Here is a 19,681-nt window from a genome sequence, read left to right on the forward strand (position 1 = left end):
CCTCTAGTTCCCGCGCCCGACCGCGATCGGCGTCGGGGCTGGATCTGCGGCAGCCTGGGCACGGAACTCGCCGAGGTGCGCACGGAGGTCGACGGGAATCGGCTCGCCGGCGTCGAAGCGGACTTCGAGGCCGGTCTCCGTGTAGCTCAGCCGGGCCCCGGGGAACCCCTCCTCGTGCGCGCGCTCGAGCACCGTGGCCGCGCCGAAGGTCCACTGCTCCCAATCGCGGCGGAGGTATCGGCCCGCGAGCGCGCGGCCCCCGTTCTCGACACTCAGGACGAGATAGTCGTTGGCCACGGTGCCGGCCTCGTTCTGGGTCACGTCGATCAGACCGACCAGAGCCGCGTCGGCAGGGAAGGACAGTTCGTCCACCCGGGCGAGTTCCTGCGCGGCGGTGTAGGGCGGCGGGTCGGCCACTTCGAGGACGCGGAGCTTGCCGGCTTCGACGCTCGCGACCCGGTGGCGCAGCTTCTGCGGGGGCCAGTAGTGCAGCAGTCGGGCCTCGGCGGGTCTATCGCGTGAGGCGAGCTCCGCAATCACCGAGGGGAACTCGGGGTAGAGGCTCGACACGAAGACGAGGCGAGGTGTCGGGGAATCGACGAGGACGAGCTGCTGTGTGCGCGGGGCGCCGCTCGCCGGGTGCTCGATGGCGTCGACGGTCCGCTGTTCGAGGGCGGCGACGGCAAAGGGCACCGGTTCCGAGGCGGTTCCGTCGGGCAGCAGCAGCCGCGCTGAGCACGGCCCGGACGGGAGCGGGCGAAACGCGTCGAGGGTCTCGAACTCCCCTTCATGGATTCCGCCCGCGTCCAGGGCGAGGGGCTCCGGGTCGTCGCGTCCCTTGTTGCGTCGCGCCTTCGCGCGCTGCTCGATCGTGAGCGGGTGATCCAGGGTGCGGGTCTGGTGCGTCGTCCCGTCGGGACCCGCGATGGCGAGCTGAACCCGGCGAAGATCCGGGATCGTGTAGGTCGTCTCCGAATCGTTCACGATGCGGAAGCGCACGGTGAACGGACGATACGGGTCCAGCGGGGTCGCCGGTTCGATCGCCACGATGCTCGCGTTCACGCCGTCTCTCTCCTCGTCTCGCTCCCGGGCCCCGGATCCGAGCCCACAGGCGACGACACCCAGGAGAATCCACACGCCGGCGACCGCCCGGGTCGCTCGCGCCACCGACTAGACCCTCACGGCGCGCAGCGAAGCGCCGACGTCGTCACCGACGCCCGGCACGAAACGGTAGCCCCGCTGACGCGTCCAGAAGCCGAGCATCGGTGTTTCGATTTCGGGCTCTCCCACCAAGATGCGCGGATGGTAGCGACGCTCCCCCTGCGACAGCTCGTGCACCCGCTCAGCACCGTCGCGGAAACGAAGCCGATCGTCTGCCGTCACCCAGAGCGCGACCGGGCCGCCGCGCAGATCGAGGCGGAAGTCCAGCTCGCGAACGACATCGTCCGATGCCTCCAGCGCCAGTGTGACGGCGCGCACGGCGGGGGCCGGGCCGCGATACGGGGCGAAGCCCGTTTCCACGAGCCCCAGCGCATCGTTCTTCTGCCATGCCGCCCGCACCACGCCCTCGGCGAGGTTGGCGTAGAGGTGGCACGGAGTGCCTTCACTCGAGTGGAGCGCACGGGTCTGGACCTCCGTGCCGTCGTGGTCGTACAGCGTGTGCGTCAGCTCTGTGCCGGACTCGAGCACGTGGATGAGGTCGGGGCCTCCGCACACCGCGAGCGGTGCGGGTTCGGGCCCGAGACGGTGGTCCAGGCAAGCTTCTGGGGCCCCCTCCGCGGGGAGGCGGAACCCGCAGAGGTGTCGTTCGCCCGGGTCGCCCGTGACGCAAAAGACGAACACCGCTTCCTCCGCGGTCCGAAACGCGAAGGGCAGGAGCGGCGTGGGATTCGGAAGCCGAATCTCGCGCACCGGGGCGTCGCTGCGCCCTGAAAGCGTGCGATGCACCCGGAGCCTCCCTTCGCCGCAATCCTGGACGAGGACCTTGGTGAGACCCTGCTCCATGTCTTCCGGGTCCCAGAACGCCGCGACGGCGGGTACCCAGCGCCCGGCTTCGGGGGCTTCGATCGAGCGGTCGAAGAACGCGGCGCGGGGTTGGTTCAGCCCCAACCAACGGAGCCGCGTCGCCGCCGATCCGTTCGCATCCGTGGCCCGACAGAGTTGGGACTGGGTGCCGAAGATCGGGTTCTCGTACCAGACCTGCACTTCGTCGATCTCGACGGCACGACAGCGCAGCGACACCGGGGCATCGCCCGGTCGGGCCGGTTCGTCCGGCGCAATCGTCACCGATCCGAGTTCGTAGTCGCCGCTGGCAAGCGGGTAGTAGTACTGGGCGAGGTCGAAGACGAGCTCGACGGATTCGCCCGCCGGGATCTGGACGGGTTGGGGAGGCTCGGCGAGCCCGCGGCTGTAGAGCAGGCGCGCGCGCAGGGACTCGTCGATCGTCAGCACGCACTCGCCCGCAGCGTCGCGGAGCTCCAGCGCGCAGCGGTGCGTCGCGTGGTCGATCACCACCGGCTCGATGCCCGTGTTGCCTACCTCTACCGTGACGACCGCGGTCTCGATCGTCGAGAGCTCGGTGCTCGGGGCCACCCCAGTGATCCGCGACGTGAGCGCCATGCTCAAGAGCTCGCCGGCAATGCGGCGTTGCCGACCTGCCAACCGCGCAGGCGCAGGTTGCACTTGCCACAGAAGAGCGGGTTGAACTCTCCCAGCGTCGTGTCCTCCGCGAAGCTGAGGTAGCTCATGATGCAGTTGTGGTCGGCTCCGTCGTGGTGCTCGGGCGTCTCGGACACCCTGGGAGGGGGTTCGGGGTCGTTGCTGACTTCATGGTGATAGAGGAAGTGGTGATGGCCGAACTCGTGGGCGAGGACGAAACCGCGTCGATCTCCGTCGCCGAGGTCATAGGTGACGATGCCGTCGGCGAGGCCCATGCTCAGGAACGAGGCGCGATAGTTGGCGGTGTCGACCTCACCCCGGCGGATCAGGCCTGGCGCCTTGTAGACCGTGACGGGTTCATGAGGCCGGAACGCGACGACGATGTGACCCATCGGGTGCCGGGCGCGGAGCTTTCGGCTCAGCAACGCCGCCATCGGCTCGGAGAGCTTCGAGACGAAGCCGCGGCTGTTGTCGTAGAAGAGGGAGCGGAGGGCCGCCTTGTACTCGTTCCCCCCGAGGCGTTTCTGAGCGGGCACATCGCGGCCGAAGAACGCGTCCTTAGTCAGTGAGAACTTGTCGAAGAACCCGAGTGTCTTGCCCGGCTTCGCGTCTCCCACCACGCGGTTCGCGTCACTCGAGGAGAGTCCTCTCCGTTTGAGCCTGCGCTGAAGTCCTTCCGGGCTCCAGCCGGCAACGAGGGTCCGGTATTCCTGCTCGCTGATGACGTCGGTGATGTCCTCGATTGCACCGCCGCCCGGTACGTCGAACTTCACGTAGCACTGCTCGAAGTAGGTGCGGACCCTCTGCAGCTGGTACTGGCCCGCGGGCACTCCGGGCCACGACACGATCTTCGACCACGGCTGGGCGCGCCAGATCGTGAAGGTGCCGGTCTCGACCTTGCCCGCATCGCGCCCCTCGGCGTTTGCGCCGTGCCAATCCTTGAGATCGTCCTCATTGGGGAGGCCCGAGAAGTCGAGGTCGGCGATCACCTGGTACGAGTCACCCCCGATCTTCGACGGGACGAAGTTCGCGCCGGTGTACCCGAAGAGCTTGTCGTTTCCGCTGTCGACCGAAGCCTCGGAGCAGGGGATCTGATTGCGTTCGACCAGGGGGAACCCCTTCCACGACAAGAAGAGGTCGGTGAGCTGATCCTTGCCGCCGAAGGTGCCCGGGCAGTTCTTCACGAAGGCGGTGCCGTCGCTATAGGTGTATCCCGCTCCCTGGATGTGGTTCTGCACCGCTTGCATGTACGCCAGGCGCTGGGTGTCTCGGCTGGCGGCATCCGCGGCGCGGTAGCGCACGTCTTCCTGGTAGCGGGCGTTCATGCCGGGTTCGGCCGGGTCCACGACGCGCCATCCGACCCGCGCCTTGCCCACCCCCATCGGCGAATGCACGTCCCGGTCCTGGTGGTCCCGCAGGTAGACCTTCACCTTGATCGGGACGAACGGGTCGTTCACGCGCGCGGCATCCTGGTCGTAGCGGACCTCGCCCGCGAGCTGGAAGTCGTCTCCCTTGGCGTAGTAGACCAGTGGCACCACGAAGCGCGCGTCCTGCCCGGGGGCGGGGAGGGCGTTCAGGTTCTCGCTCCCATCGCGACGGTTGTGATCGGCAGCGAGCCGCGTGCGCAGCAGGCCGCCGAACTGTCCGGCCGCGTCGTCGAGGAAGTCGAAGTACGCGGTGCCGTCGGGGTCGGCCTCGACCTGGGCGCCGTGGTCGTCGACGACGCGGCGTAGGAACTCGCCGTCGTGGCATTTGTACAGCTTGATGGCGCGCTCGCGGCATCCGCGCTGGTACGCCGTTTCCGCCCCGTCGTCGGTGAAGGGGCCGCCGAAATAGCCCAGCTCGTTCAGCTTCCAGCGGTCCCAGTCGTCGGTGTCCGCGGGAGGCGTGGTTTCGTCGGCGAGCCAGGCGCCCTTGCTGAGCTCGAGCTTGCCGTAGAGCACCTTGAACTCGCGCTCGTCCTTGAGGCCTCCTGCGGCTTCGATGGTCAACTTGTAGGGGGAGTAGAGCGGGCTCAGGCAGAGGTCCTGGAGGTCGCCTGCGGCGCAGGTGGTCTCCCCCTGCCAGGCGAAGGCCTTTGCGCGTCCCTTGCGCTTCTGTTCGTCGTCGAGCTCGTGCTCGAAGATCACGCCGTCGGCGTAGTGGTCGCTGGTCACGCGGATCGTGACCTGCTCTCCTTCCAGGTAGCCGATCGAGAAATGCAGCCCCGCGTCTTCGGCGCCGGACGCGAAATGGTCGTGGAGCGCGGTGATGCGCAGGAACGGCTTCGGCTCGATCGCTTTGACCCGAACCGTGTAGGTCTTGTCCACCGCCATGCCGGACTGCGGTTGAAAGAGGCCGGGTATCTCGAGGGTGCCGGGCGACTCGGTTCCGTCGAACTCGAAGTTCACCCCGTCGGCCGCGAGCGTCCGACAGCCGACGTAGGTGTAGAGGCACTCGTTGATCTCCCAGGGGCTCGAAACGCCCCAGTTGAAGATCGCGAGCTGCTCGACGCTGAGGCCGGCTCCGGTCGCGAGACTCTGGAGGGTCTCACCGGCCTGGACCTTGTGGGTCTGTGCCTGCGCACGCGGTTTGAAGAGCATCGAACGACTCGCCGGCCGGTGACGACGCTCATCCTAGCAGGATGGGCCACCCGCCCATGCGGGTGAGTCGCGGTCGCGCGCAGAGCCAATACACCCGGGCTTCGCTGCGCTCGGCGTGGCTCCCGCGATGAGCGAGCGTGCGCGATCGCCTACGCGAAGGGCTTCTCGAGCGCCTGAATCACCCGCTCTTCGGCGTCGGAGATCGAGCCGAGCCCGAGGAAGCCGCCGGCGGCATCCGCGACGCTGCGGGCCTTGCCGACGATGGCGTCGCGCAGGGCGCGCTTCTCCGCGGCGTCGAGCGCGGCGACCAGCTCGACGGTGTAGCCGCCCCAGCTCGCGAAGAGCTCGGCGTCGGGGCGCGTCGAGAGCCAGCTCTCGAGCAGCTGGTGGCTCTCGCTGCCGGCCTGGATGCCCTGGTCGGCGGCGGCGCGCAGGATCGCGTCGCGTTCCTTCGACTGGATCTCGCCATCGGCCCAGGCCACTTCGACCAGGGGGACCAACGACAGGGCCGCCCAGGTCGCCCCATCGAGACCCATGTCGACGAGCCGCTCGAGCAGCGCCGTGTTCTTGATGTGGGAGGTCGCCGCGAGCGCCTCGACCGCGGCGGCCTTCTCCCGCTTCTCGCGGAGCTGGTCGATCAGGTGCTGGTTCTGCTTCGCGAAGAAGGACTCTTCCAGCGCCTTCTTGCGGTTCCCGAGAATCTCTTCCGACATCGGATCTCCTGGAGACGAGCACAGCGGGCGCACCGGCGGAAGCGCCGGCTATCGGCTCACTCGTGAATCTGCTCCGCGAGATACCGCTCTTTGCCGATTTCGTCCACGATGTGGAGCTGGGCCTCGAGCCAGTCGGCGCCGCCTTCCTCGCCCTTGAGGATGCTCTCGAGGAGCTCCCGGCTGCCGTTGTCGCCCTTTTCGACGCAGACCGCGATGCCCTTGTTGAGGCGCTCGATGGCCTCGGTCTCGACGGCGAGGTCGAGCTTGTGCTGCTCGACGGCGTCCTCGCCGACCCGCACCGGGTTGAGGCGCTGCATGTTGGGCACGCCGTCCAGGTAGAGGATTCGCTCGATGACGGCGTCGGCGTCCTTCATCTCCCCGATGGATTCTTCGTACTTCTTCTTCGAGAGGCGCTCGTAGCCCCAGTTCTCGCACATCTTGTGGTGGATGAAGTACTGATTGATCGCGGTGAGTTCCGCAGTCAACACCTCGTTCAAGACTTCGATCACTGCCGGATCACCGCGCATCGCCAAACCCCCTGATGTCTTTGCCGCCGTCGTTTCGTCGACGCGGGCCGAAATCAGGGCAAGGCTATCCGCCCGCCAGGGTGGTTCCAGCTAAACGAAATTGAAAATGGAAGTCTGGAGAACGTGGCGCCGCGGTCAGCTGGCGGCGGCGAGATCGGCGCTTCCAGCGCGCCGGGTCCCTTCGTGCTCGATGAGTTCGCGGACCACGGGCACGCAGCCCCCGCACTCGCGGCCTGCCTGACAGGCCATGGCCACCTTGCGCGGTGAGGTGGCACCGCCGCGAACGGCTTCGCGGATGGTGCGGTCACAGATGGCTTTGCAGTGGCAAACGATCACGTCGAGCTCCCAACGGGATGCAGTCTACGCGTTTTGAAAATGAAGTTCAATATCGTTTCCATCGGCCACTCGAGGACGTCGCTGAAGATCCGAAAAGCGTTTTAATTTCAAATATTTGCGGTTTGTGACCGGATTCGTCCCCGGCCCGTTCTAGGATGCGCAGCGAGGGGGCGATGGGGGACGGCAGCGAGGACACCGGAGGCCACGGCGTCGAGGGCGCCGGGAGCGAAGCGGGCGGTCTGGAGTCCGGGTCGTTGCTCGCCGGAGTGGGCCGCCGCGAGCGCAAGCCGACGCCGGCACGCGGCGACGGCACTCCCGCCGCGCTGTCGTCAGCGCCAGTCGTGGAGCCAGGACCGGCCTCGGATCCGGGACCGGTTTTGACGCCGGGGCCAATCTGGGAGGCGGGGCCGCGCGCTCTCGAGGCCCAGTTGCTCGACGACCTGGGCCAGGCCTTGGACGAGGCTCGGCGCGCAGGCGCCTGGGCGCGCCCGATCCGCGTGCTCGTGCCTTCGGGCAGCCTGCGCGACCACCTGACACGCGCCCTCGTGGCCCGTGCGGGCCGCGCCCTGCTCGGGTTGCGCGTCCAAACGATGGAGTCGGCGGTCGCCGAGGTCATCGCGTCGGGCGAAGCGACGCTCGGTCCGCCCGCGCTCTTCGGCGCCCGGGTGCGTGAGGTCTCCGGTCGCGATGCCGTCCTGTCGCGGACCTTGTCCGGGTTGGACGACGGCTTCGGCGCCGTGGTCGGGGTCGTCGACGACCTCCTCGACGCGGGTTTCATGGGCGCGCACGCCGAAGTGCTGGCCGAGCGGCTGGACGAGCTCGGTGGCGGGGCCGCCCAGGCTCGCGCGGCCGCGTTGCTGCGCGTGGCGAGCACCGTCGAGGCGCAGTTGGCCGACGGGACGCTCGGGCACCGGTCGGCGCGCCTCGCGATGGCGAGCGAGCAGGTCCACGCGTCGCCCGAATGCTGGCCGACCCAGGCGCTGTTCCTGCACGGCTTCGCCGACGCCACCGGAGCCCAGCTGGATTTCCTCGAGGCGCTGATGCGCGCGTTTCCGTCCCGCATCTACCTCGACGCGTCGCGACTCGGTGCGTTCGGGGCCCGCCTGCGGACACGCCTGGCGCCCGGCGCCGCACCTCCCCTGTCGGCCTCTCCAGCGCACGTCGCGTCGGTCGAGGTGCACCGCGACCCCGAGGCCGAAGCGCGCGCCGCGGCTCTGTGGGCGCGCGAACGACTCGCCGCGGGCGCGGTGCCCGAGCGTGTCGCCATCGTGGTGCGGGATCTCGAGAGTCACCGTCTGGCGCTGCGGCGTCAGCTGCGGCGCACCGGCGTCCCGTTCTCGGGAGCCGGCGAGGCCGGGGGGGCGGGGCGTGATGCGGCGCGCGTGCAGTCGCTCCTCACGCTGCTGCGGGATGGCGGACGCATGCCGTACGAGCGCTGGCTCACCCTGCATCCCGAGCTCGTCGCGAGCCCTTCGCGTCTCGCCGACGCGCGCGACGCCGGTCACGTGCTGGGTTGGGTCGCGCTGGCCGACGCCGCGAATGCACCCGCGGTCCGCGCTGCGGTGCCGCTGCCCGCGCGCCTGGGGCTGGAGGCGAACGAGCCCGGTGTCGTGGCGCGACGCCAGCTCGCCGCACGCGATGCCGAGGGCTGGGCGAGTCGCGCCCGGGCCAGCCTGGCGGCGTGGCACGCCTGGTCGGCGCGCTGCGGGTTCGACGAGGCGCGGCATCGCCTCGAAACGATCTGGGAGGCCGTCGGCTGGTCACACGACGAGCCCCTGCGCGTCGCGCTCGAGGCTGCACTTCCCACACCGGTGAGCGTCGGACCGTCGAAGGTCGAAACGGCGGACTGGATTCGGCTGCTGGAACGCTCCTTCTCCGAGGTCGGGTTCGAAGCGCTCGGCGGGGCTGGCGGCGGCGTGCAGGTGCTCGGCGTGATGGAAGCCCGGGCGCGCAGCTTCGATGCCCTGCGTGTCCTCGGGTTGAATCGCGGACAGTTTCCGCGGGCCATCCAGGAAGATGCGCTCCTGTCCGACGCGGTGCGCGCGGCGCTCCGCGTCGTGTTGCCCGATCTGCCCATCAAGCGCGAAGGGCACGACGAGGAGCGATTCCTCTTCGAGCAGCTGTTGGGGGCCGCATCCCAGGTCGTCCTCTCCTATGCCGAAGTGCGGGCCGATGGTCGTCCGGCATCCGTCTCACCGCTCCTCGAGCGGGTGATCTCCGAGCAGCGGGGCGCCCCCTCGGCGCTGGAGGCGGGCGCACCGCCACCCCACGTCGATTGGCTCGCGGCGCTACACGCGCGCACGACTCGCGAGCGGCGCGCGCTCGGCCTGCCGGCTCTCTCCGACGCGGCGTTGCGCGGCCGCGCGGCCGCGATCGCGGCCCTGGAGTTCCGCGGGCCGCGACGGCAGACGGCGGAGTTGCCGGCATCGTTGGGAGCGGTCGGCCCGGCCGTCCTCGCTGAGGACCCGCGTCAGGACGCTCCGTTCGTGACCTTCCTCGAGCAGCTCGCAAAGTGTCCCTGGCAGGCGTTCCTGCGCCGCGTTCTACGGCTCGAGCCCGTACCGGACGCGCGGGGTACGTTGCCGGGGGGGCGCGACGCCCGACTGCTCGGCAACGTGGTACACCGCACCCTCGAGGTGAGCTGCGCGCCCGATGCCGCGACCTCCTGGCCCACGTCGGTCGATCGCAAGGTCCTGCACGAGTCGGCGCGGCGCGAGCTCCAGCGCGCAGGGGTGGCGCTGCCCGGCTATGAGCGCGCGCTCGCGGCCCGCGCCGCCGCGTTCGTGGACGTCGCGCGTCGACTCGACGCTGGCGACCCGGCCCTGGTGCGCGCGGTCGAGCCCGAGCGGACGGCCGAGGTGCCGGTGGGCGACGCGACGCGCACGCTGCGCTTCCGGGCGGATCGCGAAGACGCGCTGTCGACCTCGGACGGCTCGAGCGAAGCGCCCCGCGTGCGCTTCACCGACTGGAAGACCGGGCGCGCGCCCGCGCAGCAGACCCGCGCCGAGTCGCGCCGCGAGGAACACCGGCGCCGCCTGCTGCGCGGCGAGCTCCTGCAGGCCCACGCCTACGCGCAGCACGGCGAAGGGCGCTTCGTCTACCTCGACCCGGATCTCGACGACGCGCTCCGGGTGCTCGCGGCGGAGCCCGAGGGCGCACAGCGCGAGGCCTTCGAGCAGAGCGTTGCCACGCTCTTCGGGGCGTTCGAGCGCGGTGTGTTCTTTCCCCGGCTGCGTCTCCCGGATCGCGACGAAGAACCCGGAGCGTGTCGTTTCTGCGACTACAAGCAGGCCTGCGTGCGCGGCGACAGCGGCGCGCGTGCGCAGCTCCAGCGCTGGGCCGAAGCGAGCGGCTCGACCGAGGGCGCTGCGCTCTGGGCGCTCGCCGCCGCGGACCGCACGTGAGTCGCGTCGTCGAGCGGCGCAACGAAGACGCCGCGTGCCGCGCTCTCGCCACCCGCGAGTTCCTGCGTCCCCTGGTGGTCGAGGCCGGTGCGGGTACGGGAAAGACTGCGACGCTGGTGGCGCGCATCCTGTCCTGGTGTCTCGGCCCGGGTTGGGAACGCGCCGCTGCCTCCGAGCCCGACGCGACGGCCGAAGCCCTCGGCGAACGCGTGCTGCGCGGCGTCGTCGCCATCACCTTCACCGAAGCGGCGGCCGCGGAAATGGACGCGCGGACCGACGCCGCTCTCGCCTTGCTCGCCAAGGGGGAGTCTCCCATCGGCTTCGAGGGCGACGCGCCGCCCGAGCGCATCGTGGCGTTGCGCGCCGGCCTGGATCACCTCTCGATCCAGACCATCCACGGCTATTGCCGCCGGTTGCTGGCGGGCCACCCGCTCGAGGCCGGACTCCACCCCCGCTTCGAGGTCGATGCCGACGGCCGCGCCCTGGCCACCGTCGCGCGCGAGGTGCTTCGCGAAGCGGCCTCGCGTGCCTATGCCGCCGATGACGCGGACTGGCTGTTTCTCGCCGAGCGCGGCATCGGTCCCCAGGAACTCGAGGCCGAGGTCGTGCGGCTGCGCAGCGCCGGCGTCGACCCGGGCGCACTCGCGGCGGATCCGCTGGCGCCCGACCGCGTGGGGAGCCTCACGGAGCGGATCGCCGCTGCCCGCGGCGATCTGCGCGCAGCCCTCGGTGACCTCGACGCGTCGGGGGGGCGACTGCGCAAGGCGCGCGCGGTGGTCGAGGCCCTGGCGGTGGATCCGACTCCGCTGGGTGCAGCGGGCGCAGGCCTGTCCGAAGGGCTCGACGAGATCGCATCGCTCTGGTCTGCCTCCGCGCGCAATGCGGTGACCGACTGGTCGCGCGGGCGCTTCAGTGCAGCCGAGCGTGAGGCCCTGGGGAGCCGCTGCCCAGAGGTTCAGGCGGCGGCGCGCGGTTTCGCCGCGTTGCTCAAGCACGTCGAGCGTCTCGATCCGCCCATGCTCGTGCACGCCGGCCGCGTTCTGTCGGGCCTCCTGACGCGGGTGGACGCGGAGCTGCATCGCACCGGGCGTCTCGGCTTCGAAGACCTGCTGACGCGCACCGCCGCCTTGTTGAGGGATTCGCCCGGCGTCGCCGCGCGTCTGCGCACGGGAATCGATCAGCTGCTGGTCGACGAGTTCCAGGACACGGATCCGCGTCAATGCGCCATCGTCGAAGCACTCGCGCTGTCGGGACCGGCGGGTGACCGACCCGGTCTGTTCCTGGTCGGCGATCCGAAGCAGTCGATCTACGGGTGGCGCAGCGCGGACCTCGCCGCATACGAGGCGATGCTCGCGAAGGTCGACGCGTCGAGCGGCTTGCGTGGCCGGTTGAGCGTGAACTTCCGCTCGGTGCCGGCGGTGCTCGACGAAGTCGAATGCGTCATGGAGCCGCGTATGCAGCGCGAGCCCGGCGTCCAGCCTGGGTTCGAAGGGCTGGCACCGCGACCCGGAGCCGAAGCGGCACCGGGCTTCACCACGCCCGACCACGCACCGATCGAGTACTGGGTCACGGCTGGCAGAGACGCCGAAGGAGGCCTGGCACGGATCCGTGCGACCGATGCCGCGCGTATCGAGGCGGATGCACTGGCTGCCGACCTGCGCGCGCTGCACGACGAACACGGCGTCGCCTGGCGCGACGTCGGCGTGCTGTTCCGCAGCCGCGGCGAGTGGGACGTGTACCTGGGAGCGCTGCGAGCGGCGGGGGTGCCGTTCCGTGTGGAAGGGGACCGCACCTACTACCGACGCCGCGAGGTCATCGACGCGAGCGCGCTGGTGGCGGCGGTGCTCGACCCGAACGACGGCATCGCGGCGGTAGCCACCCTGCGCTCTTCGCTCGCTGCGGTGCCCGATGCGGCGTGGTTGCCGCTGTGGGCGGGCCGCTTTCCGGCGCTGTGGGCACGGCTCGGCGAGGATCCCGAGGCGCTCAGCGACGCGCGCGATCTGGTACGACGGGTGGGCGCCGAAACGTCGTCCGGGTCCGCATGGGCGGCGGCGGCGGAAGCGCTGCTCGAGACGTTGGCCGCGCTGCGCCGGTCGCTCGCCGTCGAGGCGGGGGACGTGTTCGTGGAGCGGCTGCGCTCGGCCACCGGCTTCGAGTGCAGCGAGGCTGCGCGCTTCCTCGGGCATTGGCGGGTCGCGAACCTCGAACACTTCTTCGACGGGCTCGCGTCTCGGCTCGCCGATCCGACCACGACGCTCGCGGACGTGCTCCGTGAACTGCGTCGCGGTGTTGCCGAGGAAGAGAGCCCGAGCGTGGAGCCTGCGCCGCTCGACACCCGCGACGCCGTGAGTGTCGTGACCCTGCACGGAGCGAAAGGGCTCGATTGGGACCACGTCTATCTGATGCAGCTTCACAAGGGCGAAGCCTCGGCCGCGAACGCGACGGAGATCGGGCGCGTCGACGACGCGCTGGAGGCCTGCTGGTTCGACGCGCCCACCCTAGGCTACGACCGGCTGATCGAGCGTCGCCGACGTGTGACCGAAGCGGAACGGGTCCGAACGCTCTACGTCGGCATGACCCGCGCGCGGGAGCGGTTGGTTCTGTGCGGCGCCTGGCCCGAGACCCTCCAGCGGAGTGCGCCCTCGTCGCACGTGGCCCTGCTCGAGGGACGGCCGCCGGGGGCGCTCGCCTTCGCCGATGCGATGCGCGAGGCCACAGCCGGGGAGGGGTTCCTCGACGCCGGAGGCGCTCGCTGGCGATTCCTCGTGGCGGGTGAGGTCACCGCGCTGCAGAGCACGAACGCCCCGGAAGCGACGCTCTTCGACCCCGAGCCGGCGCCGTGTGCCGTCTCGCCCGCGCGCGCGGAGCGGAAGGCGCGGATCGGTGTCACGGAAATGGCAGCTCGACGCGCCGGCGTGGTTCCCCTCGTGTCTTCCGAGGCCCAGGAAACGCCGGGGGTCGCGCTGGGCATTGCGGTCCACGCCGCGTTGGCGGAGCTGACGCTGGATGCCGAGAACCGCAGCGACTGGTCGGCGGAATGGTCGACGCGAGGCGAGACGGTGACCCGGATCCTGCGTCAGCGCGGGCGCAGTCAGGAGGAGGAGCGCGCGGGTGCCGCATTCTGGGATGCCCTGGGCGAGGGACCGCTCGCGGATCGCTTGTTCGAACGACGGTCCCAGGTGGCCGCCCGTGAACTCTCGTTGATGCTCCCGGCCGAGGGCGACCCCGCCGACGTCGCCGTGGGCAGCATCGACCTGCTGCTCGACGACCCGGACGTGGGTCTCGTCGTCGTCGACTACAAGACGGATCGCGCGGATTCCCAGGGCATCCCTGCGCGCTATCGGGAGCAGCTGCGACTCTACGGGGCCGCGGTCCACGAGGCGCTCGGGCTCGCACAGCCGCCGCGCCTGGAGATCTGGTGGCTCGGCACGGGGGAGATCGACCGCCTGGACCCTGCGGGCGCGGACGACCGCGCGCCGCTTCCCGCACAGCTCTCGCTCCTACCCACCGCCTGAGCGCGGACGCGTGTGACCGACCCAGCGCGGGTGCATCCAACCCACCTTGGATCCCCCCGGCTCCGTCTCGACACGCAACCCGCGCGTCGAGGCGACCGATCCGCGGCGCCCTCGGCGGACGTCGCTTTGCGTAGGAGGCGACCCGCATGAAGGCATCGGATCTGTTCGTTCGCTGTTTGGAAGCGGAGGGCGTCACGCAGATCTTCGGTGTGCCCGGTGAGGAGAACGCGGATCTGATGTTGTCGCTCGAGGATTCTCCGATCGAGTTCGTTCTCACGCGTCACGAGCAGGGCGCGGCATTCATGGCCGAGGTGCACGGGCGCCTGACCGGTGAGCCCGGCGTCTGCCTGGGGACGCTCGGACCCGGTGCGACGAATCTCATGACGGGGGTGGCCGACGGCAACATGGATCGCGCACCGCTCGTGGTGATCACCGGGCAGGCGGATCTGGAGCGCCAGCACAAGGAGAGTCACCAGCACATGGATGTGGTGGCGATGATGCGGCCGGTCACCAAGTGGGCACAGACGATTTCGCACCCGAACAACATTCCCGAGGTCGTGCGCAAGGCGTTCAAGCTGGCGCGCGCCGAGAAGCCGGGGGCCACGCACATCGAACTGCCCGAAGACATCGCGAAGCTGGAGGCGAGTGAAACACCGATCCCGGCCGAGCCGGTTCGGCGCGCCGTGCCCGACGACAAGATCGTCGATCGCGCCTTCGAGCTCCTGCGCGCCGCGCGTCGCCCGGTGATTCTCGCGGGAAACGGGACGATTCGGAAGCGGGCGAGCCGTCAGCTGCGCCGATTCGCGGCGGCGACGGGGATCGGCGTCATCAATACGTTCATGGCCAAGGGCTCCGTCGACCGGGACGATCCCCAGTGTCTGTTCACGATCGGCCTTCAGGCGAAGGACCTCGTGGCGTGCGCGATCGACGCCGCGGACCTCGTGATCAGCCTCGGCTACGACATGGTCGAGTATCCCCCGAGTCTCTGGAATCCCAGGCGCGACAAGCGGATCCTCCACATCGACTTTCTGCCCGCCGAAGTCGACGGGCACTACCGCGCCGAGGTCGAAGTGGTGGGAGATCTCGCGCACACGCTCTGGATGCTCAACGAGCGGGTGGCCGCCCATCCCGTGTCGTTCGATGCGACCGAGCAGGCCGCGGTGCGTCGCGACATGCTCGCCGACTTCGCGATCCACAAGGAGGACGACACCCGCGGAACGATTCGTCCGCAGAAGGCGCTCTGGGACGCACGCGAGGTGCTCGGGCCCGAGGACGTCCTGCTCTCGGACGTCGGCGCGCACAAGATGTGGATCGCGCGTTACTACCAGTGCCACGAACCGAATACCTGCCTGATCCCGAACGGCTTCTGTTCCATGGGGTTCGCGCTGCCCGGCGCGATCGCCGCCGCCCGCGCGCGTCCCGGCCGCCGCGTGCTCGGCATCAGCGGGGATGCGGGCTTCCTGATGAACGTGCAAGAGATGGAGACCGCGAAGCGGCTGAACAGCCCGATCGCGCTGTTCGTCTGGGAGGATCACGCCTATGGGCTCATCGCGTGGAAGCAGGAGACCCAGTTCGGACGCCACACGGATCTGTCCTTCGGCAACCCCGACTTCGTGGCACTCGCCGAGGCCTTCGGCTGGCACGGGCATCGCGTCGAGAACAGCGCCGAACTCCGGGGGACGCTCGAGACGGCGCTCGCCGAAGAGGGCCCGAGTCTCGTCGTGGTGCCGATCGACTACCGAGAGAACGCGTTGTTGACCGAGCGTCTGGGCCAGATCGCCTGTCCGATCTGACGCGCACGGGCGATCCGGTTCGGCGCCGATACCGGCTCCGCGCGCAGCGAAGGGAGAACGTCATGCTTGCGGATTCCTACCCGCTCTATCTGGGAGGCGAGGCGGTCGCGCCCAACCGCGACCTGGTCGTCACCGACAAGTACACGGGCGAAGCGGCGACCCGGGTCGCGCTCGCCGATGCGGCCTGTATCGACCGCGCGATCGAGCTCGCTGCGGTCGCCGTTCCCGCGTTCGCGGCCTGGCCAGCCTACGAGCGCCAGCGCGTATTGCATCACTGCGTGCGGCGCTTCGAGGAGCGCTTCGACGAGTTCGCCTTCGCGCTTTGCGTCGAGGCGGGGAAGCCGATCCGAGACGCGCGCGGCGAGGTGACACGGCTCATCGACACCTTCCGGGTGGCAGCCGAAGAGGCGGTTCGGATGACGGGAGAGGTGCTGCCGCTCGACATCAGCCCGCGCGCCCGCGACTACCGTGGCATGTGGAAGCGCGTCCCGATCGGTGCCTGCTCGTTCATCTCCCCGTTCAATTTCCCGCTGAACCTCGCGGCACACAAGGTCGCGCCCGCGCTCGCCGTGGGCTGCCCTTTCGTGCTGAAGCCGGCGAGCCTCACGCCGGTCGGCGCGCTGCTGATCGGCGAGGTGCTGGCGGAGACCGATTTGCCCCCCGGTGCGTTCTCGATCCTGCCGGCGCGCCGCGACGGGGCAGACCTGTTCACCACCGACGAGCGCCTGAAGCTCCTGTCTTTCACCGGGTCGCCGGGGGTCGGCTGGGATCTCAAGGCGCGCGCGGGAAAGAAGAAGGTGGTGCTCGAGCTCGGTGGGAACGCCGCCGTGATCATCGATGCGGACACCGACCTCGACGACGCGGTGGAGCGGGTCGTGTTCGGGGCGTTCTACCAGTCGGGCCAGAGCTGCATCGGAGTGCAGCGCATTCTGGTGCATGCCGACATCTACGACGCCTTCCGCGAGCGCATGGTCGAAGCGACGCGGGCCCTGCGTTCGGGGGACCCGAAGGACGAAGACACCTTCATCGGGCCGATGATCTCGGAGCGGGAGGCCCAACGGCTCGAGGAATGGATTCGCGCCGCTGAGGCTGCGGGCGGCACGCTCCTGTGTGGAGGTACGCGGGATGGGGCGATGCTGGACGCCACCCTGCTCGAAGACGTTCCCGCAGGCCAGGACGTGGTGCGCCTCGAAGCCTTTGGTCCCGTGGCCGTACTCTCCAGGTTCGAGGATTTCGATCGCGCCCTCGAGTCGGTCAACGACAGCGCGTTCGGACTGCAGGCTGGGATCTTCACCCGCGACCTCTACAAGGCTCAGGCAGCCTGGGACACGCTCGAGGTGGGCGGCGTGGTGATCGGCGACGTGCCGTCGTGGCGCGTCGATCACATGCCCTACGGAGGCGTGAAGGACTCGGGGCTGGGCCGCGAGGGGATCCGTTTCGCCATGGAAGACATGACCGAGATCCGGCTGCTGGTCGTACGCACGCCCCAATAGGCCCCGCACGGAAAGGCCCCGCTACGGAAGGCGCCCGCGCGCGTCCGGCGCAGCAAACGCCGTTCGGAAGTGCCGCGAAGCCGCGGCTTCACCGAAAAGACATCGCGGTTCGTGACGGCCGTCACCAGCACGGAGCGCACGATGCTCTAGCGTGCGCCTCGCCCACACCCGCTCTGGCTCTCGCGTCCTGGTGACGCTGCTGCTTCTGATCACGGTCCTGGAACACGGCGGCGTGTACCCCCGATACATGCCGGAACAGAACAGCGGGTGGGAGGTTTCATGCGTATGCCGTGCGGGCGCTGGGGGCGCTTGCGCGACCGGATCCTTGTGGCTTCGGTCGGTTTCTGGGCGGGGATCATCGCGACGTCGGTCGAAGCGGCCGTCGAGTATCGCACCGGCGTGGACGCCGTGTCGTTCGCTTGGGACGAAGCCAGCGGGGAGCCCGATGGCTACCTCGTCTCGGTGTCGCGCAACGATGCCACGCCGCTTCGCGAGTCGTTCAGCACGACGCCGAGCGTGACGATTCCCGTCGTACCGGGCGAGCGCATCGCCGTTTCCGTCCAGGCGTTTCGCTACGAACCGAACGGGACGTTCAGCGTGGGGCCCGAGTCGGTGCTTTCCGACCAGCTGGTGATCCTGGCTGCGCCGCAGTTCGATGCCGGCGGCAGCTGGCTGCTCTACTGCTGGACGTGCGCAGGGCTGGAACGGCGACCCGTGGCGCGCGCGGATACCGTCGCGACTTCGGTCACGGTCCCGGCGCCGCCCTGGTGGCCGATCGGTCGCGCGGATCTGGGGCCGGGCGGGGAGCATCTCGTCTGGCGCAACCTCGCGACGGGCGAGTTCGACGTCTGGGACGCGAACAGCCTCGAGCCCGTGCCGGGCGGACGAGCCTCGGGGCCGGTCGATGCACGCTTCGGCGGCGCGGCGGACGTCGATGGCGATGGTCGCGACGAACTCTTCTGGCAGGATCTCTCCGCGGGCCGCGTCGAGGTGTGGGGATGGGAGCAGGGTCGGCTCGTCCGCGAAGCGACCTGGCCCGCGGCGTACAACGCCTTGCTCGAAGCGGTCGTGGACCTCACGGGAGATGGCGTCGCCGAGCTCGTCTGGTTCGATCGCTACGGCAATCGACGCCGCATCACGGCGTGGGAGCTCGACGGTCTCGACGGGCCGCGGAGCGGTTTCGTGATCACGGCGGGGTTCGACTCGGCCTGGACCCTGCCCGACGTCGCGGACTACGACGGAGATGGCGATCCGGACCTGCTGCTCGAGCGCGCCGGGGGGCTCTGGGTGGCGTTCCTGCGAGCCGGGCGCGCCGAGGCCTACCGCGCGCTTCCCGCCTCTCCCGGAGACGAAGACCGGCAGGTCGTCGGGTCGATGGACCTGCTCGGAGGGCCAGGGGTCGAGATCGTGCTCCAAGACCCCACCTCGAGTGAGATCCAGGTGCTGTTGCCCGAGGTGATGGACGCTCCCGCCCGGGTCTCCGTCCTGCACCCCGGGCCGGCCTGGCAGGTGATCGACGTCCAACCCTTCTGATCCTCCCAGCGCGCGAGAGCGCTGCGTTCGGGCGCCTGGCGGCCCGTTCGCGGCGGCTCGCGATCCGTCTCCGCGCCCCGGACCGGGACCGGTATGCTGTTCCCGTGCTGGAAAGGTCGTTGGAACGTCTGCGCGAATCCTGGGGGGCGCCGCGCGTGGCCCTGGCAGGCTTCGTGTTGCGCTTCCTGTTCTTCCTCTGGGTCTTCTCCACGGCCGTGCTGCGCATTCCCGACGCGGTGCACCTGAAGCTCCAGGAAGGCACGGCGATCCTGGAGTACGGGTTGATGTCGCTCTTCACCGACCGGGTGACCCGCCACTCGAACGTCTTGATCTATGACGGGTTCGGCGTCGAGATCGTGGCGGAGTGCTTCGGGCTGCTCGAGATGGCGATCTACTCGGCCGCGGTGCTCGCCTTCGCCACTACCTGGCGGAAACGCGCGATCGGTATCGGCGTTGGCGTTCCCATCATCTTCTTCTTCAACTTCACCCGCATCCTGATGCTCGTGATCGTGGGCCGCTACTCGCGCGCGCTCTTCGACTTCGCGCACCTGTACTTCTGGCAGGCCACCCTGATCGTGGTGATCACGGCACTCTGGCTGCTCTGGGTTCGCTACGTGGTGCGCGATGAAACGGGCCCTGTGGTTCACGCTTAAGTTCCTGGCCATCACGATCCCCATGACCTGGCTGTGGTGGATCGGCGGCAAGGAGTACTACGGGCGCTTCTTCAGCCTGACGGCGAATTGGATCTACGAGGGCGTCGGCCTCGAGAGCATTCGCGGAGTCGCGCGCGAGCGGTACATCAACTACGTGCCGTTCATCGCGCTGATGATTCTCACGCCCGGCTTGGAGCTCGCGCGGCGCTGGGGACGGCTCGGCCTGGGCGTGGTGCTGATCTACGTCTCGCACCTGGTGGTAAACGCGTTGGGGCCGAGGCAGGGGCCCGACTGGAGCCTGCCCACGAGTCTCGCGATCGTCTGCGACGCGCTGCCCTTCGTGCTGTGGGCGATTCTCGCGCGCGAGTTCGTGGGGAACGCCGTGCTGCGCGCCTTGGGGGAAACCCCGGAGGAGCCCGAGGCGCCTGACTCGGCCTGATCTCGCCTCGCCTCGGCACGGCGGATATGCTGGCG

General features: G+C 69.6%; 13 protein-coding genes. 7 read left to right on the top strand and 6 right to left on the bottom strand.

Going from position 1 to position 19,681, the window contains the following annotated elements; all coding sequences use genetic code 11:
• Window positions 1-3 precede the first annotated feature (3 nt).
• The 6 genes from AAF430_10895 to AAF430_10920 form a co-directional block, all read right to left on the bottom strand.
• The gene (locus tag AAF430_10895) at window positions 4-1,062 is read right to left on the bottom strand and encodes a hypothetical protein (GenBank protein MEM7410731.1); all 1,059 of its coding nucleotides are present in this window, start codon (window positions 1,060-1,062) and stop codon (window positions 4-6) included.
• A 108-nt stretch (window positions 1,063-1,170) separates the two neighbouring features.
• Window positions 1,171-2,619, bottom strand: a complete 1,449-nt coding sequence (locus AAF430_10900) for a hypothetical protein (protein MEM7410732.1) — start codon at window positions 2,617-2,619, stop codon at window positions 1,171-1,173.
• 2 nt (window positions 2,620-2,621) lie between these two features.
• A complete protein-coding gene (locus AAF430_10905; protein ID MEM7410733.1) occupies window positions 2,622-5,240 on the bottom strand; it encodes a LysM domain-containing protein in 2,619 nt (872 codons plus the stop codon).
• Window positions 5,241-5,389: 149 nt separating this feature from the next.
• Window positions 5,390-5,953, bottom strand: coding sequence for a hypothetical protein (locus tag AAF430_10910; GenBank protein ID MEM7410734.1), 564 nt, complete (start codon window positions 5,951-5,953; stop codon window positions 5,390-5,392).
• A gap of 56 nt (window positions 5,954-6,009) precedes the next feature.
• Entirely contained in the window at window positions 6,010-6,480 is a 471-nt protein-coding gene (gene bfr, locus AAF430_10915) for a bacterioferritin (protein ID MEM7410735.1), read from the bottom strand.
• A 135-nt stretch (window positions 6,481-6,615) separates the two neighbouring features.
• Window positions 6,616-6,816 (bottom strand): (2Fe-2S)-binding protein, encoded by a 201-nt coding sequence (locus AAF430_10920; GenBank protein ID MEM7410736.1) that lies wholly within the window; start codon window positions 6,814-6,816, stop codon window positions 6,616-6,618.
• A gap of 155 nt (window positions 6,817-6,971) precedes the next feature.
• Here AAF430_10920 and AAF430_10925 point away from each other — a divergent pair, with 155 nt between their 5' ends.
• From AAF430_10925 to AAF430_10955, 7 genes are all read left to right on the top strand, one after another.
• Window positions 6,972-10,220: a PD-(D/E)XK nuclease family protein gene (locus AAF430_10925; protein MEM7410737.1), complete on the top strand. Its 3,249-nt coding sequence runs from the start codon at window positions 6,972-6,974 to the stop codon at window positions 10,218-10,220.
• Window positions 10,217-13,735 carry a UvrD-helicase domain-containing protein gene (locus AAF430_10930; protein MEM7410738.1) on the top strand — a complete coding sequence of 1,173 codons (3,519 nt, stop codon included), beginning with the start codon at window positions 10,217-10,219 and terminating at the stop codon, window positions 13,733-13,735. The genes AAF430_10925 and AAF430_10930 overlap by 4 nt, the downstream gene beginning before the upstream one ends.
• A gap of 146 nt (window positions 13,736-13,881) precedes the next feature.
• A complete protein-coding gene (locus AAF430_10935; GenBank protein ID MEM7410739.1) occupies window positions 13,882-15,528 on the top strand; it encodes an acetolactate synthase large subunit in 1,647 nt (548 codons plus the stop codon).
• A gap of 62 nt (window positions 15,529-15,590) precedes the next feature.
• On the top strand, window positions 15,591-17,021 hold the full coding sequence (locus AAF430_10940; protein ID MEM7410740.1) for an aldehyde dehydrogenase family protein: 1,431 nt from the start codon (window positions 15,591-15,593) through the stop codon (window positions 17,019-17,021).
• 279 nt (window positions 17,022-17,300) lie between these two features.
• Window positions 17,301-18,554 carry a VCBS repeat-containing protein gene (locus AAF430_10945; protein ID MEM7410741.1) on the top strand — a complete coding sequence of 418 codons (1,254 nt, stop codon included), beginning with the start codon at window positions 17,301-17,303 and terminating at the stop codon, window positions 18,552-18,554.
• A gap of 119 nt (window positions 18,555-18,673) precedes the next feature.
• A complete protein-coding gene (locus tag AAF430_10950; protein MEM7410742.1) occupies window positions 18,674-19,207 on the top strand; it encodes an archaeosortase/exosortase family protein in 534 nt (177 codons plus the stop codon).
• Window positions 19,179-19,646: a hypothetical protein gene (locus AAF430_10955; protein ID MEM7410743.1), complete on the top strand. Its 468-nt coding sequence runs from the start codon at window positions 19,179-19,181 to the stop codon at window positions 19,644-19,646. Before AAF430_10950 ends, AAF430_10955 begins: the two co-directional genes overlap by 29 nt.
• Window positions 19,647-19,681: the final 35 nt, after the last annotated feature.

This window comes from Myxococcota bacterium (genome assembly GCA_039030075.1).
In the GTDB taxonomy this organism is placed as follows: Bacteria; Myxococcota_A; UBA9160; order UBA9160; family SMWR01; genus JAHEJV01.